At 69.0% G+C, this 16,339-nt stretch carries 14 protein-coding genes; 11 read left to right on the top strand and 3 right to left on the bottom strand.

The window, feature by feature from the left end:
- The first annotated feature begins 184 nt into the window (after window positions 1-184).
- From IAI54_RS03480 to IAI54_RS03500, 5 genes are all read left to right on the top strand, one after another.
- Window positions 185-340: a hypothetical protein gene (locus IAI54_RS03480; protein WP_187971036.1), complete on the top strand. Its 156-nt coding sequence runs from the start codon at window positions 185-187 to the stop codon at window positions 338-340.
- On the top strand, window positions 337-996 hold the full coding sequence (locus IAI54_RS03485; RefSeq protein ID WP_187971037.1) for an SRPBCC family protein: 660 nt from the start codon (window positions 337-339) through the stop codon (window positions 994-996). The genes IAI54_RS03480 and IAI54_RS03485 overlap by 4 nt, the downstream gene beginning before the upstream one ends.
- A 10-nt stretch (window positions 997-1,006) precedes the next feature.
- Complete coding sequence (locus IAI54_RS03490) at window positions 1,007-2,197, top strand: zinc-dependent alcohol dehydrogenase (protein WP_187971038.1); 1,191 nt, start codon at window positions 1,007-1,009, stop codon at window positions 2,195-2,197.
- Between the two features lie 85 nt (window positions 2,198-2,282).
- Entirely contained in the window at window positions 2,283-2,600 is a 318-nt protein-coding gene (locus IAI54_RS03495; protein WP_187973409.1) for a hypothetical protein, read from the top strand.
- A 144-nt stretch (window positions 2,601-2,744) separates the two neighbouring features.
- Window positions 2,745-3,617, top strand: coding sequence for an SDR family oxidoreductase (locus tag IAI54_RS03500; protein ID WP_187971039.1), 873 nt, complete (start codon window positions 2,745-2,747; stop codon window positions 3,615-3,617).
- Between the two features lie 5 nt (window positions 3,618-3,622).
- Here IAI54_RS03500 and IAI54_RS03505 read toward each other — a convergent pair whose 3' ends face one another.
- Both IAI54_RS03505 and IAI54_RS03510 read right to left on the bottom strand, forming a co-directional pair.
- Window positions 3,623-4,417, bottom strand: a complete 795-nt coding sequence (locus IAI54_RS03505) for a DUF2243 domain-containing protein (RefSeq protein ID WP_187971040.1) — start codon at window positions 4,415-4,417, stop codon at window positions 3,623-3,625.
- Window positions 4,418-4,435: 18 nt separating this feature from the next.
- Window positions 4,436-4,603 (bottom strand): hypothetical protein, encoded by a 168-nt coding sequence (locus IAI54_RS03510; protein ID WP_187971041.1) that lies wholly within the window; start codon window positions 4,601-4,603, stop codon window positions 4,436-4,438.
- 152 nt (window positions 4,604-4,755) lie between these two features.
- Here IAI54_RS03510 and IAI54_RS03515 point away from each other — a divergent pair, with 152 nt between their 5' ends.
- The 4 genes from IAI54_RS03515 (at window position 4,756) to modC (ending at window position 9,867) form a co-directional block, all read left to right on the top strand.
- Window positions 4,756-7,044, top strand: coding sequence for an FdhF/YdeP family oxidoreductase (locus tag IAI54_RS03515; RefSeq protein ID WP_187971042.1), 2,289 nt, complete (start codon window positions 4,756-4,758; stop codon window positions 7,042-7,044).
- Between the two features lie 188 nt (window positions 7,045-7,232).
- A complete protein-coding gene (modA, locus tag IAI54_RS03520) occupies window positions 7,233-8,036 on the top strand; it encodes a molybdate ABC transporter substrate-binding protein (RefSeq protein ID WP_187971043.1) in 804 nt (267 codons plus the stop codon).
- 17 nt (window positions 8,037-8,053) lie between these two features.
- Window positions 8,054-8,755: a molybdate ABC transporter permease subunit gene (modB, locus tag IAI54_RS03525; RefSeq protein ID WP_187971044.1), complete on the top strand. Its 702-nt coding sequence runs from the start codon at window positions 8,054-8,056 to the stop codon at window positions 8,753-8,755.
- Complete coding sequence (gene modC / locus IAI54_RS03530) at window positions 8,752-9,867, top strand: molybdenum ABC transporter ATP-binding protein (protein ID WP_187971045.1); 1,116 nt, start codon at window positions 8,752-8,754, stop codon at window positions 9,865-9,867. Before modB ends, modC begins: the two co-directional genes overlap by 4 nt.
- A 422-nt stretch (window positions 9,868-10,289) precedes the next feature.
- On the opposite strand, the gene IAI54_RS03535 is transcribed toward modC, so the two are convergent.
- On the bottom strand, window positions 10,290-12,671 hold the full coding sequence (locus tag IAI54_RS03535; protein ID WP_210321203.1) for a hybrid sensor histidine kinase/response regulator: 2,382 nt from the start codon (window positions 12,669-12,671) through the stop codon (window positions 10,290-10,292).
- A 336-nt stretch (window positions 12,672-13,007) separates the two neighbouring features.
- Between IAI54_RS03535 and thyA the strand changes: the two genes are divergently transcribed.
- Window positions 13,008-13,907 carry a thymidylate synthase gene (gene thyA / locus IAI54_RS03540; protein ID WP_187971047.1) on the top strand — a complete coding sequence of 300 codons (900 nt, stop codon included), beginning with the start codon at window positions 13,008-13,010 and terminating at the stop codon, window positions 13,905-13,907.
- Between the two features lie 284 nt (window positions 13,908-14,191).
- Complete coding sequence (locus tag IAI54_RS03545) at window positions 14,192-16,240, top strand: TonB-dependent receptor domain-containing protein (RefSeq protein ID WP_187971048.1); 2,049 nt, start codon at window positions 14,192-14,194, stop codon at window positions 16,238-16,240.
- The last annotated feature ends 99 nt before the right edge of the window (window positions 16,241-16,339 follow it).

Genomic DNA, 16,339 nt, shown 5'->3' on the forward strand with positions numbered 1-16,339 from the left:
GGTCGTCCTCGTGCGGCCGCAACCCGGGCCCGTCTTCTCGCGCTCACGCTTCCCGCCGCAGGGAACAAAGGCCGCAACGGGCGGTTGGATCGATGAAGGGAGAAGGAGCCTTGCGCCGCCACGGCCAAAGCCCCGCCTCCGCTGCCTTCCGGCACATCGACACACTCGCACGAGGAGAAGACCAGTGGTGCAGCACGTCCAGACGAGGGAAACCTATCCCCTCCACCAGCCGAAGCCGGTATCCGATCGCCGTCTTGCGGCGCTCGACCGCATCGCGCTCGCGGTCGCCACCGTAATGGCGCTCGGCCCGCTCACCACCTACGCGGTGATCGGCGGATGACCCGGCGCCCGTATCGAGACGCCCGGTCGGGCTCCACCGCGCCGCTGGCGCTCGGACTGCTGGCCGTCGCCGCAGGCGTGGTCGGTGCCGCCGTCCTGTCGCGCCGCGGCGACGGGCTGCGCCACGGGCTGGAAGACGCGCCGCGGCGGTCGCAGAGGCGCCAGCCTCCGGGCTCCGCCCGCATCGTCGGGCGCTCCGTCACCATCGCAAAGCCCCGGGACGAGGTCTACCGCGCCTGGCGGGACGTCACGCGTTTCCCGGATTTCATGGAGAACGTCGCCTCCGTTGTCTCCCTCGACGACACCCGCTCGCGCTGGTCGGTCGAAGGGCCGGGCGGCAGCTCGATCGAGTTCGTGTCGCGGATCGTCGACGACGTTCCCGGCGAGAGGATCGCCTGGAGGTCGGAGGAGGGCGCCTCGGTCCCCAATGCCGGCAGGATCACCTTCCGCGACGCACCGGGCAACCGGGGCACCGAGGTCGACCTGACCATCTCCTACGACCCGCCCGGCGGAGCCGTGGGCGCCATGGTCGCCAAGATGTTCCAGCGCGAGCCGAGCATCCAGGCGCGGCGCGATCTCAAGCGATTCAAGCAGTTGATGGAAACCGGCGAGGTCGCGACCGCGCGCACCCGCCCCGTTTCCGCGAACGCACGGTAAGGAGCAGACGATGCGAGCACTGACCTGGCAGGGCAAGAAGGACGTCCGCGTCGAAACGGTCGACGATCCGGCGATCGTCAATCCGCGCGACATCATCATCAAGGTGACGTCGACCGCGATCTGCGGCTCCGATCTGCATCTCTATGACGGCATGATCCCGACGATGCAGGCCGGCGACGTGCTCGGCCACGAGTTCATGGGCGAGATCGTCGAGACGGGCAAGGGCGTGAGCGACCTGCGCAAGGGCCAGCGCGTGGTGGTGCCCTTCGTCATCGCCTGCGGCGCCTGCTACCATTGTTCCAGGCTGCAGTACTCCGCCTGCGACAACTCCAATCCCGCCGATCAGGCCGACATTTCCGAGACCCTCTACGGCCATCAGATGAGCGGGCTCTTCGGCTATTCGCACATGACCGGCGGCTATGCCGGAGGCCAGGCCGAATATGTCCGCGTGCCCTTCGCCGACGTCGGCCCGATCGTGGTTCCGGACGAGCTTGAAGACGATGACGTCCTCTTCCTGTCCGACATCCTGCCGACGGGCTGGATGGCCGCGGAGAACTGCGAGATCGAGGAGGGCGACACCGTCGCCGTCTGGGGATGCGGCCCGGTCGGGCTCTTCGCGATCCAGAGCGCGCTCATCATGGGCGCGGCGCGGGTGATCGCCATCGATCACTATCCGCGGCGGCTGCAACTGGCGGCAGATCTCGGCGCGCAGACGCTGGACTACACCACCGCCAACGTGCTGGAGGCGCTGCTCGACATGACCGGCGGCATCGGGCCGGACGCGGTGATCGATGCGGTGGGCATGGAGAGCCACGGCTTCTCGATCGACAATGTCTACGACCGCGCCAAGCAGGCGCTGATGCTGGAGACCGACAGGCCGCACGTGCTGCGCGAGGCGCTGATGGCGTGCCGCAAGGGCGGTCGCGTCTCCATCCCGGGCGTCTATGGCGGCATGATCGATAAGTTCCCGATCGGCGCGCTGATGCAGAAGGGCCTCACCATCCGCACGGGCCAGACGCATGTGCAGCGCTACCTGCCGAAGCTCCTCGACATGATCCGGGAGAAGCGGATCGACACGACTTTCCTGATCAGCCACCGCATGGCGCTGGAAGACGCCGCCGAGGGCTACCGGAAGTTCGCCGACGAGCAGAACGATACGACCAAGGTCGTGCTGAAACCCGGCTGGGAGCGCGCGCAGTGACCAGTGCCGCGACCGGCCCGACTGTAGCACCCGCCGGCATGGCCCAGAAAGCTGCGCGCCGCACGCGTGGGCGGGGAGGCTCGACGTGAGCGGGCGTCCGGAGGCCGGCGGCATCGGCGACCGCGCGGCCGTCGACAGGGGCGAGACGGGCGACAAGATGCCCGGCTTCGACCCGGCAGCCGCGCCGATGGAGACCGATTCCGAGGCGGGCGGGGCGCCATCCGGCGGCTCCGCACCCGCGCCGTCGGGTATCACGCACCGTCCGCCGCAGACCAGCACCGGCAGCGCCATGCAGGCGATGCCCGGCGTCGAGGCACCGGGCGGGCACCGTGTCTGGTGGCTCGTCGTGACCGTGCTCGTCGTCATCGCGGCGGCCGTCTTCGCAGCCGTCGCCTTTGCCTGAGACGGACGAGGCCGGCGCCCGGAGCCGGTCGCCGCGGAACCGGCGGCGCCGCCGCCGGACCGGCCTGCGGCTCGCCTTCCTTGGTGCCAGCAACTCCCCCGACGCCAACGATCAACACTGAACGATCAGGAAAGGACTTTTCCGATGCAGGAGCATCCACAGTCGAAGCATCCGCAGCCCCCGATGCCGAAGCAGCAGCAGGACATGCCGGGCCAGACCCGCGACATGGACCCGCGTCCCGACCATGGCGAGGAGAGCTATTGCGGAAGCGGCAAGCTGACCGATCGCGTCGCCCTCGTCACCGGCGCGGATTCGGGCATCGGCCGGGCCGTGGCCATCGCATTCGCGCGCGAGGGCGCCGACGTCGTCATCTCCTATCTCGAAGAGGACGAGGATGCGCGCGAGACGGCGCGCTGGGTGGAGGAGGCCGGTCGCAAGGCCGTCCTCGCCCGCGGCGACATCAGCGAGGAAGGCTTCGCCAGGTCGCTGGTGCAGCGCACCGTCGACGTGTGCGGTCGCATCGACATCCTCGTCAACAACGCCGCGCATCAGGCGACCTTCGAGAAGTTCGAGGACATCTCGTCGGCGGAATGGGATCTGACCTTCCGCACCAATGTCTACGCCATGTTCTACCTCAGCCAGGAGGCTGTTAAGCACATGGAACCCGGCGCCTCGATCATCAACACCTCGTCGATCAATGCCACCAGCCCGTCGCCGACCCTGCTGGCCTACGCCACGACCAAGGGCGCCATCGCCAACTTCACGGCGGGTCTGGCCGGCCTCGTCGCCGAACGCGGCATCCGCGTCAACGCGGTCGCGCCCGGACCGATCTGGACGCCGCTCATCCCGTCCACCATGCCGCCGGAGAAAGTCGAGAGCTTCGGCCAGAACACGCCGATGAAGCGGCCAGGCCAGCCGGCGGAACTCGCCGCCACCTATGTCCTTCTGGCCTCGGATGATGCAAGCTACACCACGGGCGCCCTCTACGAGGTCACGGGCGGCCGGCCGATGATCTGATGCGGTTATCCGCTTCTGGTCCACGCGAGGCATCCGGCGAGGACCGGCGTCGAGGATACGAGGAGCGCGCCACGCCGGTGCAGCGTGGCGAGGCCCGACCAGGATACGGTCTCGACGCCCCAAACCGTTCCGCCCGCGCCGGTCCATTTCAGCCGGCTGCCGGCTGCCAGGACGGCCTGCATCATGGCGGGCTCGCTCATGCCTGGGCGAAAGACGACGATGGTCTCCTGCTGGCCGGAAAAGCGCGGACCGGCGGCGGCGATGAGCCCGGCTGTGAGCGCGACCGAGGCTGCGGCGGCTGCCGCTCCCCGGGACGGCCCCCCGCGGTGCGGCAGAATGGCGGCGAGCACCAGCGGCGCGATCCCGAAGACGACGAGCCAGCCGATGTCCCAGGCCAGCGGGGTGTCGCTGTCCATCCGGATCCGGTGCAGCCCGAGCAGCCAGTGGGAGAGGACGGCGTCGGTGACATGCCAGCTGCCGAAGCCGATCAGGACGAGCCGCAGGATCTCGCTCGTGGATCCGCCGCGTGCGCCCGACGCGCGCGCCATCACCAGGAGTACCGCCCCCGCCAGAGCGACGAGGTACATCACGAGGTGAAACAGTCCGTCGGCCATGATCTGGAAGGGGAGGTCGGAGCCTGCCGGCCCGTCCAGCCCCGACAGCAGATGGTGCCACTGCAGGATCTGGTGCAGGACGATCCCGTCGAAGAAACCGCCGACCGAGAAACCGACGAAGAGCCAGCCGGCCCGCGTCGTTCCGTCGAGTCGGGCGGGACGCGGTGCGGAGGCGGCGATGGCCATGGTGCTCCTCCGTCCGCGCTATCGCGGATCCGGCGGCAGCCCGCCCGGATCGTCCGGCGTGTCGACGGGTGGCGTCTTTCCCGACGAGCCCGGCTTCTTCGGCAGCGCGGCATTCTGGTCCGTCTCGGTGCGGGGAGGGATCGGCTGGAGCTTTCGGGCTCCGGTCTCGCGTTCGTTCGTGCTCATGGCGTCGCCCTCGATCGTGGACGCTCCAAACCAACGCGCCGCGCCGTTGTTCCAGCGCGGCTGCCAGGGCGGGCCGGGTGCGGCGGGCGCCTTTGGCGTGAGGAACCGATCGGGCCGGGCGGCATTTGCGGAGATCAACCGGGAGAACCTCGATGACGCGACGCGCCCGCCACAAGACCTACGACCAGCCGACGGGCGGCTGGGGCTCCGTCAAGTCGCTCGCCCGTCACGCCAAGGCGCAGAAGGCGGTCGCGACGCTGGGCAGCCTGGTGAAGGACCACAACAAGCCCGGCGGCTACATGTGCACCAGCTGCGCCTGGGCGAAGCCGGCGCAGCCGCACGCTGCCGAGTTCTGCGAGAACGGCGGCAAGGCGACGTTCTGGGACCTGACCTCCAAGCGCACCACGCCCGACTTCTTCGCCCGCCACACGGTCACGGAACTGCTGGACTGGTCCGACTTCGATCTCGAGAACGAGGGCCGGCTGACGCATCCGATGCGCTACGACGCAGCCACCGACCGCTATGTCGAGACGAGCTGGGAGCAGGCCTTCCAGGACATCGGCGGGAAGCTGAAGGGATACGATCCGAAGAACGTCGTGTTCTACGCCTCCGGCCGCGCCTCGCTGGAAACGTCGTACATGTACCAGCTGCTGGCCCGGCTCTACGGCAACAACAACCTGCCCGACAGTTCCAACATGTGCCACGAGACCACGTCGGTGGCCCTGCCGCAGAGCATCGGCACGCCGGTGGGCACCGTGCTTCTGGAGGATTTCGCCCAGACCGACTGCATCCTCTCCTTCGGCCAGAACGTCGGAACGAATGCGCCGCGCCTGCTGCACAGCCTGCAGGAGGCGCGCGAGCGCGACGTGCCGATCATCGTCTTCAACCCGCTGCGCGAGCGCGGCTGGGAGGCCTTCGTCAATCCGCAGCGTCCCGGCCAGATGCTGACCAACAGTCCGACGCAGATCGCCACCCAATACTGCCAGCCGCGTGCGGGCGCCGACATCGCGGCCATGATGGGCATCGCCAGGTCGGTGTTCGAACTCGACGACGCGGCGCGGCGCGCCGGCCGCGAGCGCGTCCTCGACGAAGCCTTCATCGCCGAACACACGCACGGTTTCGAGGCCTTCGAAGCCAGGGTGCGCGCGACGTCCTGGACCGAGATCGAGACGACGAGCGGCCTGACCCGCGCCGCGCTCGAAGCGGCGGGCGCCACCTATGCGCGGGCGAAAGCCGTCATCGCCATCTTCGGCATGGGCCTGACGCAGCATCGGCTGGGCGTCGACAACGTGCAGATGCTGATCAACCTGCTCCTGATGCGCGGCAATCTCGGCAAGCCGGGCGCCGGCATCTGCCCGGTGCGGGGCCATTCCAACGTCCAGGGCCAGCGCACGGTCGGCATCGCCGAGAAGGCGAAGCTCGTGCCGCTCGACCGGCTTGCCGCGCAATACGGCTTCGAGCCGCCGCGGCAGGACGGCCTGAACACGGTCGAGGCCTGCGAGGCGATCGCCGCCGGGACGGTGCAGGCATTCATCGGCCTGGGCGGCAATTTCGTGCGCGCCATTCCGGAGCGCGAACTGATGGAGCGCACCTGGCGCGACATGGACCTCTCCGTCCAGATCGCCACCAAGCTCAATCGCACGCATCTGGTGACGGCGCGGTCGACCTGGCTGCTGCCGACGCTCGTCCGCTCCGAGATCGACGCGCAGGCGAGCGGTCCGCAGATCGTCACGATGGAGGACTCCACCACCTGCATCCACGCCTCGCACGGCAGGCACAGGCCGGCGAGCCCGCATCTGCTCTCGGAGCCGAAGATCGTCGCGGAGATCGCCAAGGCGACGCTCGCGCCGAACCCGATGGTACCATGGGACGAATGGGTGGCCGACTATGCGCGCGTGCGCGACGCGATCGAAGAGACCTTCCCGGACGATTTCCACGACTTCAACCGGCGCCTCGACATCCCCGGCGGCTTTCCGCGTCCGGTGGCGGCCCGGAACCGCAAGTGGGAGACGGACACCGGCAAGGCGAACTTCAAGCTGCCCAAGGCCCTGTCCGCGAGCTTCGACGACGGAGACGATCCGGACATCCTGCGGCTGATCACGCTGCGGTCGAACGACCAGTTCAACACGACGGTCTACGGCTATGCCGATCGGCTGCGGGGCATCCACGATTCGCGCATGATCGTGATGATCAACGCGCTCGACCGCGAGCGCCTGGGCGTCGCCAAGGGCGGCACGCTTCGCCTGACGACTGCCGTCGACGACGGCCTGTCGCGCAGCATGGGCGGCTTCCAGGCGATCGACTACGACATCCCGCGCGGAACGGTCGCCGCCTACTTCCCGGAGTGCAACCCGCTCATCCCGTTGTGGCACTACGCCGAGGAGAGCAAGACGCCGGCCGCGAAATCGGTGCCGGTACGCATCTCGCCGGACGAGCGGTGAACGCGGGCCGGGCCGCCGGTCCAAGTCATCGGGCTGAAGCTGCCCCCGGATACACTCGGGACGGGCCGCCGGTCGATTCCTGCGCCTTTGTGATGGACAGGATACGAGTGATATGTTTGACTGGATATAACGGTCGGCCAGCGAGGCGCGCTGTGCGGCCGGCCGCGTCTCCAGCCAGGGTCCGTTCCATGACGACAATTCGCAAAGCCAGTCTCGCCATCACTTCGGTTCTGGCCGGCGCGCTCGCGCTGATGGCGGGTGCCTCGACGGTGATGGCGCAGGGCAGGCTGACGGTCTTCGCCGCGGCGAGCCTGAAGAACGCTCTGGACGAGGTCAACGCGGCCTGCGCTGCGGATGTCGGCGAAGAGGCGACGATCTCCTATGCCGGCAGTTCCGCGCTCGCCAGGCAGATCGAGGAGGGCGCGCCGGCGGACGTCTTCATCTCCGCCGACCTCGCCTGGATGGCCTATCTCTCGGACAGGAACCTGACGAGGAAGGACACGGAGCTGGAACTCCTCGGCAACCGGATCGTCCTCATCGCGCCGGCGGATTCGACGGCCGCAACCGAGATCGCCCCGCGCTTCGATCTCGCCGGGCTGCTCGGCGACGGCAAGCTCGCGATGGCCAATGTCGATGCGGTTCCGGCCGGCAAATACGGCAAGGCGGCGCTGGAAAAACTCGGCGTCTGGGCCTCCGTCGAGGCCGACGTGGCACAGGCCGAGAACGTGCGTGCCGCGCTGGCGCTCGTCTCCACCGGGGAGGCCCCGCTCGGCATCGTCTACCAGACGGATGCGGCCGCCGATCCGAAGGTGAAGATCCTCGCCAGCTTCCCGCAGGACACGCACCCGCCGATCGTCTATCCGGTGGCGCGGACCGCCGCGTCGACGCATGATGCCGCACCGGCCTTCCTCGACTGCCTGCAGACGGCGAAGGCGAAGGCCCTGTTCGAGAAGCAGGGCTTCACCGTCCTGGCGCCCGTCGTTTCGAACTGAGCGGCATTTCCCCGCGGATGGAGTGGCTGCACCTCAGTCCCGACGAATGGAACGCCGTGCGGCTGTCGCTGCGCGTGTCCGTCTGGGCCACGATCGCCTCGCTGCCGCTCGGCATCGTCGTGGCCTGGGTGCTGGCGCGCAAATCGTTCTGGGGCAAGTCGATCCTGAACGGCATCGTGCACCTGCCGCTCATCCTGCCGCCGGTCGTCACAGGCTATCTGCTGCTCTTGACCTTCGGGCGGCGGGGGCCTGCCGGCGCCTTTCTCGAAAGCTGCTGCGGCATCGTCTTCTCGTTCCGCTGGACGGGGGCGGCGCTCGCCTGCGCGGTGATGGCCTTTCCGCTGATGGTGCGGGCGATCCGGCTGTCGATCGAGGCGGTCGATCGCCGGCTGGAGGCTGCGGCCGGCACGCTGGGCGCCAGCCCGGCCTGGGTCTTCGCCACCATCACCCTGCCGCTGATCCTGCCCGGCATCATCGCGGGCATGATCCTTGCCTTCGCCAAGGCGATGGGCGAGTTCGGCGCGACCATCACCTTCGTCTCCAACATTCCCGGCGAGACGCAGACGCTGCCCTCGGCGATCTACACCTTCACGCAGGTCCCCGGCGGCGACGTCGGCGCGCTCCGGCTCACCCTCGTCTCGATCGCCATCGCCATGGCGGCGCTCGTCGCCTCCGAGGTGCTGGCGCGGCGCATCAGCCGGCGGATGGACATCGAATGACGCTGTCCGTCGACATCCGCCATCGGCAGGGCGCCTTCGACCTCGAAGCCGCCTTCGAGAGCGGCGGCCGGCTGACGGCGCTGTTCGGCACGTCGGGATCGGGCAAGACCACGCTGGTCAATCTGGTGGCCGGTCTCGTCCGGCCGGCCGAAGGCCGCATCGCCATCGACGGCCGCGTCCTCGTCGACACCGCGGCCAGGATCTTCGTTCCCGCGCACCGCCGGCGCATCGGCTACGTGTTCCAGGACGCGCGGCTGTTCCCGCACCTGACCGTCGGCCAGAACCTGCGCTACGGTCGCTTCTTCGCGCCGCCGCGCGAGCGCTATGCCGACATGGCCGCCGTCGTCGACATGCTCGGCATCGGCCACCTGCTCGACCGCCGTCCGGGCCTCCTGTCGGGCGGCGAGAAGCAGCGCGTGGCCATCGGCCGGGCCCTGGTCGCGAGCCCGCGGCTCATCCTCATGGACGAGCCGCTGGCCGCGCTCGACGATGCGCGCAAGGCCGAGATCCTGCCCTATGTCGAGCGGCTCCGCGACGAGACCAGGATTCCGATCGTCTATGTCAGCCATTCGATCGCCGAGGTCTCGCGGCTGGCGACGGACGTGGTCGTCCTGTCCGGCGGCCGCGTGCGTGCCGCGGGCCCGGCCGCCGACGTCCTGTCGCGACCCGATGCGCTGCCCGTGGGCGAGCGCGACGAGACGGGCGCGCTGGTGGACCTGGAGATCGCGTCCCAGGACGACGAATTCGGCCTGACCGTGCTGCGCTCGTCCGCCGGCGAGTGGCGCCTGCCGCGCATCGACCGGCCCATCGGCACGAAGGTCCGCGCCCGCATCCGGGCGCGCGACGTCATGATCATGACGCAGGCGCCGGCGGGCATCAGCGCGCTCAACGTGCTGCCTGCGCGCATCGAGCACGTGACATCGGGCGAGGGGGCCGACGCGCTGGTGACGCTGGCGAGCGGCACCGACCGCCTGCTTGTCCGCATCACCCGCCGCTCGATCCAGGCCCTCGACATAGCCGCAGGCCGCGACGTCTACGCCGTCGTCAAATCGGTCAGCTTCGACGGCGGCAACCCCGCTCACGCCGCGCCGCGCGCCGCCGCTCCGGAGTGAGCCCGAGCCGGAGCGAGACCCGAGCGCGAAAGTCGTCGCGGGTCGGCTGTCTCCGCCTGGAGAGCGCCGGGCAGCCCGCGGCGCTCGCCTCCACCGATCCCAGCCGGTCCAGGACCGCCGGCGCAAGGAGGAGGTGCGTGACGAGGAAGGCGGTCGTCGGCAGCCGCACGGCCTCCTGATCGGCGGGGATCTGCGGGTAGGCGCCGCCGTCCGCGGAGCCGCCCGGGAGGGGGTCGCCGTCGTTCAGCACAGCGGGATGCTTCCCGCCGGGCGGGGCGAGGTCGAAGGGTTGCGACGCCAGTTCCCGCTGGCGCGATGTTCCGGCGTGCCGGTGGCGGTGAGCACGTGCCTGTCCCGGGCGTCCCGCGAGCCGCCGCTCGGGCCGTTCCCGCGCTGCCGTCGCCACTGGACCCTGGGGCGGTTCAGCCCTTTTCCGCTGCGCCGAAGAGCTGGGCTATCGCCGCGGCGATCTGCTTTTCGCTGTACGGTTTCGATACGGCCGCCATGGCCGGCTCACCGTCCAGCGACAGCTGCTGGCCGGATGCGATCAGGACCTTCAGGCGCGGGTGCTTGCGCTGCGCCGCAGCGGCGAGATCCTGCCCGCTCCCGTCGGGCAATCCGAGATCCACCATCAAGAGGTCGATGGAACCGCCGGACAGGATCCGCTCCGCCTCGGCCACGGTCAGCGCCTGCTGCACCTCGTGGCCAAGGTCTTCCACCATCTCCACCGCCGTCACCAGGATCAGGGGCTCGTCCTCGACGATCAGGACGCGCAGCCGGCGGGGCCTTTCGGCCGCGGGCATCCTCGCCGGCCCGAGCACCGACCGGATCTTGAGACCGAGTTCGTCGCGCGAATAGGGCTTGCTCAGGAGCTCGACGTTCTCGTCCAGCTTGCCGCCGTGCACGATGGCGTTCTGCGTGTATCCCGATGTGAAGAGAACCTTGATCCCGGGCACCCGGCTCTGCGCGATTCGCGCCAGTTCCGGACTGCGAAGCTTGCCCGGCATCACCACGTCGGTGAAGAGAAGGTCGATCGGCAGCCCGCTCTCCACGATGGTCAGCGCGCTGTCGGCATCCTTGGCCTTGACGACCTTGTAACCGAGGTCGGAGAGCATGGCCACGACCGTCTCGCGCACGTCCTCGTCGTCCTCGACGACGAGGATCGTCTCGCTGCCGCCGACGGGCGCGCTCGCCTTCTTGGGATGCGGAACGGCTTCGGGATCGGTCGAGCGCGGCAGGTACATCCGGATCGTCGTGCCGTCGCCGGGCTCGCTGTAGATCTTGATGTGGCCTCCGGACTGCTTGACGAAGCCGTAGACCATGCTGAGCCCGAGGCCGGTGCCTTGGCCTTCCGGCTTGGTGGTGAAGAAGGGATCGAAGGCCTGCCGCTGCACCTCCTCCGTCATGCCGGGCCCGTTGTCCGTGACCGCGATGACGACGTACTGGCCCGGCGCGACGTCGGCGTACTCGCGCGCATAGGCATCGTCGAGAAAGCCGTTGCTGGCCTCGATGGTCAGCTTTCCCTGCCCGCCCAGCGCATCCCGGGCGTTGATCGCCAGGTTGAGCAGGGCGTTCTCGAGCTGCGTGGCGTCAATGGCGGTGTTCCAGAGCCCGCCGGAAATCACCGTCTCCACCTCGACGGCCTCCCCGAGCGCCCGACGCAGCATGTCGTCCATCGACCGGACCAGCCTGCCGATGTTGATGACCGAAGGCTGCAGGGGCTGACGCCGGCCGAACGACAGGAGCTGGGATGCCAGCTTCGACCCGCGTGACACCCCGGCCAGGGCGTTGCCGATCCTTGCCTGCGCCTGATCATGGCCGGCCAGATCCTTCGACAGGAGCTGCAGGTTGCCACCGATGACCTGGAGCAGGTTGTTGAAGTCGTGCGCGATGCCGCCGGTCAGCTTGCCGATCGCCTCCATCTTCTGCGACTGGATCAGCTGGAGGGTGAGCGCCTCGCGCTCCGCGACGGCGCGCTCGACCTGCACGGCCAGGTTCTCGTTGAAGGCGCGGGCCGTCTCCTCCGCCTGCAGCTCTTCGGTGATGTTGCGTGCCTCGATGACGGTTCCGATACCGTTGCCGTTCTCGTCGCGGATCGGGCTCGCCGTGAAGCCCACGGGATAGAACGAACCGTCCTTATGGACGAACACCTCGCGGCCCTGCACCTGCATCTCCCGGGGCAGCGCGCGGTCGATGGCGCAGTCCTCGATCGGGAAGGGACGCCCATCGGGATGCGTGTGGTGGATGACGTCGTGGAGCGGCCGCCCGGCCGTCTCCTCGAGTTTGTAGCCGGTCATCCGCTCGGCCGCCTTGTTCATGTAGACGCAGTGCTGGCGGGCATCCATCAGGAACACCCCCATCATCGTGTTCTCCAGGACGGCGTTGAGCCGCCGGCTCGTCTGCTCGAGCTGCCTCTCGGTGGCGACCCGCGCGGTCACGTCCTGGACGGCCGCGTAGAACAGCGCCGGCTCGCTCTCGTCCATCAGTTGCAGCCGGATCGAGGCGACGTACCGCGTCCCGTCCTTGCGCCGGTGCACCGTCTGGAAGACGACCTGACGCACCGAACCGTCGAGCAGCGGCCCGATGAGCGTCAGGAAGGAGGCGCGGTCGAAGTCCGGCTTGATGTCGAGGGGCGTCATGCTCCTGAGTTCGGCAGCCGAGAACCCCAGATTCTCCTGAGCACCCTTGTTGGCGAACACGAACCGGAAGTCGTCGGATCGGAAGATGAAGATCTCGCTCGTCGAGCTTTCGATGACGCGCACGAGGCGATCCCGCTCCAGGCGGTAGGCGGCCGCTTCATTCATGAATGTCACACCGTAATTCGGGGGAGGAATGCATCGGCATCGGGCCCCTCCTATCTCTATTGCGCCGGCGGGGACGTCAAGATGGCAAGCACACGGACAGCGCGCACCGAACCCGCTGATCTGGAAGGCGAAGATCGGCGGGGGAGGGGAACCCTGCCGTGAGACCGCGCCCTGGGCTCGCTCGGGAGCTCGGCGCCGGCCGGCTCGCAGTCCGGCGGGCAATCGTCTGGGGATCGCCCGTCCGCAAGGGTGCGCGGACCCCCGTCCTCGTCTACTGTCCGTGCCACGCGGGAATCGCCGCCCGGAGCGGGCGATGCGCAGCGAATGGACGGCACGATGCGGACCCATCCCGAACGGCAGTATCTCGACCTGATCGAGCGGATCCTGGAGGGCGGCGACCGCCGCGTCGACCGCACCGGCGTCGGCACGCTGTCGGTGTTCGGGGCGACCATGCGCTTCGACCTGTCGGACGGCACGATCCCGGTGCTGACCACCAAGAAGGTCTTCTGGAAGACGGCGATCAAGGAGATGCTCTGGTTCCTCACCGGCGGCACAAACATCCGCGAACTGCTCCGGGAGAACGTGCGGATCTGGACCGACTGGCCGCTCGCCCGCTACCGCCGGGAGACCGGCGCGGCGATCGACCAGGCCGGGTTCGAGGCCCGGGTGCTGGCCGACGAGGCATTCGCCGCGCGCTGGGGCGAGCTCGGCCCCGTCTACGGCAAGCAGTGGCGGCGCTGGCAGGGCGCGGACGGACGCGAGCACGACCAGATCGCCGAGGTAATCCGCACGATCCGCGAGAATCCCGGGAGCCGGCGCATGCTGTTCCACGGCTGGAACGTGCCGGACCTGCCCGGCATGGCACTGCCCCCCTGCCACATGGTCTACCAGTTCCACGTCCATTCGAGCGGCCGCCTCAACATGGCGATGTACCAGCGCTCCGGCGACGCGCTGCTCGGCCTGCCCTTCAATTTCGTCGGCGCCGCGGCGCTCCAGGCCATGGTGGCGCAGCAGACCGATCTCGTTCCCGGCGAGTTCGTCTGGATGGGCGGCGACGTGCATCTCTATCTGAACCACCTCGACCAGGCGCGCGAACAGATGCGGCGTGAGCCGAGGCCGTTCCCGTCGCTTTCGCTGGCGCGCCGGCCCGCCACCATCGACGGGTACCGGATCGAGGACTTCGTGGTGACGGGCTACGACAGCCATCCGCCGATCGCGGCCGACGTCGCCGTCTGAAACCCGGCGCGCGCGACGACACGGCCGGCTCCGAGAGCCCGCCCGCTGCGCTGACCCGGCGCAGGAGACGACCGCGTCCGCCGACCTGTTGCATCGTCGCCACGATGCTTGGGAGGCGGCAGTTGATATTCAGACTATTTCAATCAGGTAATGTTGCGCAGCCGCCGCTCTCCCGGTAAGGGCTTCGGCCAGGCAACGACCGGCCGCGAGCCGGCTCCCACCCGACCGGCAGGGGTCTTCGACCTGCAGACCATCAACCATCGACCGTCTTTCCGGGGGAGCCCATGGCCGCCTGTCGCAACCTGTCGTTCGGGACCGCGCTGTCCCTCGTGTTCCTCGTTTCGTCGGCGGGGGCCGCGTTGACCCAGTCCCAGCTCCGCGATCCGGCAGCCGAGAGCAAAAAGGCGAAGACGGACGACGAGGTGACCGTCCTGCCGCGACTCGACGTCGGCGCAGGTGCCGAGGGCTCGGCCGGAACGCAGGTGATCGCCGTCACGCGCGAGGAACTGGAGCGCAAGCAGCCGACCGACCTGCAGGAAATCTTCGCCGGTGAGCCTGCCGTGGCCGTCGGCGGTGCCATTCCCAGCACCCAGAAGCTCTACGTCAACGGCGTCGACGAGACCAACCTCGCTGTCACCGTCGACGGCTCGCGCCAGAACAACAAGGTGTTCCACCACAACGGCACCTATCTGCTCGATCCCGCGCTGCTGAAGGCGGTGACCGTGCAGGCGGGCGTGGCGCCTGCCGACGCCGGTCCCGGCGCCTTCGCGGGCTCCATCGGCTTCGAGACGGTCGACGTGGACGACCTGCTTCAGCCGGGCCGGACCTTCGGCGGCTTCCTCAGCGGCACCTGGGACACCAACTCCGGCACCTTCGTCAGCGGCGTCAGCGGCTATGGCCGCCACGGCGGCTTCGAATATCTCGGTTTCGTGAACTATTCGCAGGGTGGCAACTACCAGGCCGGCAACGGCGAGGAGATGCTCGGCACCGGAACCAATCTGATCAGCGGCCTGGGCAAGGTGGCCTACGAGACCCTCGGCGGCCACCGGTTCGAGCTCAGCCACGAGCAGGTGCGCGACGACGACCTGCGTCCCTATCGGGCCAACGCCTACATCAACATCCGCAACGAGCCGGTGCTGCGCCAGTACACGCTCGACCGCCAGAACACCGTCTTCACCTACACGGTCGACAAGCCGGCCGGCTGGTGGGACCCGAAGATCGTGCTGGCCTACAGCCGCACCCAGGTCGAGACACCCGTCTACAGCCGCGGCTCCGGCGCTCTCCTGGCGCCCGCGGTCGGTGCGACGGCGAGCGTCAACGGCAAGGTCGAGAACCGCTTCAACCTCGACGCAGGCAGCGTGACCGCCGGCATCGACTTCTATTCCGACCGCGCGAAGCTCGACTACAGCGAGCCGGGCGCGGAGGAGCACCCGGAGGAGAAGGCGAGCAATGTCGGAGCCTATGCGCAGGCGCGTCTGGAACCCACCGACCGTGCCCGCCTGTCCTTCGGCGGCCGTGTCGACAACCAGTGGTTCACCGGAACCGACCGTTCGGAGTGGCGCAATGCGGGCATCTCCGGCAACGTCTCGGGCGAATATGACCTCGTGCCCGACTTCCTCACGGCGAAGGCCGGTGCGGCCCGGGTCTGGGGCGGCGTCCCGCTGGCGGAGAACTTCATCCAGAACCCCGCCTGGACCTATGGCGACGGGCCGTCGCCGGTCACCTCGGTCAGCCTGACCGCCGGGCTGGAGGCGAGGTGGAACGGCTTCACGGTGGAAGGGAACGTCTTCCAGTCCGACATCCGCAATGCCCGCTCGGCCGTCTACGGCGGCGGCGCCACCCGCAGCTACGACCTCGACAGCTGGGGCTGGGAGGTCGGCGCCGGCTACGACTGGGGCAACGCCTGGGTCAGGGCGAAGTATGCCGACATCCGCGGCGAGGTGGACGGCGTGGCGGCCGATTCGGAGGTCGGACGCTACCTGACGACTCCGCTCGGCCAGATCGCGACGCTGACGGCGGGCTGGCGCCACGAGCCCTGGGGTCTGACGTTGGGCGGCGACGCCGAGTTCGGCCTCGAAAGTGACGCCACGCTGGCCAGGCACCCGTCGGACCCGGTTTCCGACAAGCTGCCGCTGCCGGCCTATCAGGTCTTCAACGCCTTCGCGGAATGGACGCCGCCCTCGCGGCAGAACGTGACGCTGCGGCTGGAGGCGCGCAACATCTTCGACGAGACCTATACGAGCCGGGCGAGCTACGGCCAGGATTTCCTCGGTGTGAAGCCTCATTTCGAGCCTGGGCGCACCTTCCGCCTCAACGCCCGCGTCGCGTTCTGACGACGAAGGGACCGGTCGCCGCCCCGCGACCGGGGCGGCCGGTCGCCGGAGGCGCGCCGCGTCGCATCCCGTCCGCCGCCGCGGCCGCAATCGACGGCC

The organism is Aquibium microcysteis (assembly GCF_014495845.1).
Taxonomy (GTDB): Bacteria; Pseudomonadota; Alphaproteobacteria; order Rhizobiales; family Rhizobiaceae; genus Aquibium; species Aquibium microcysteis.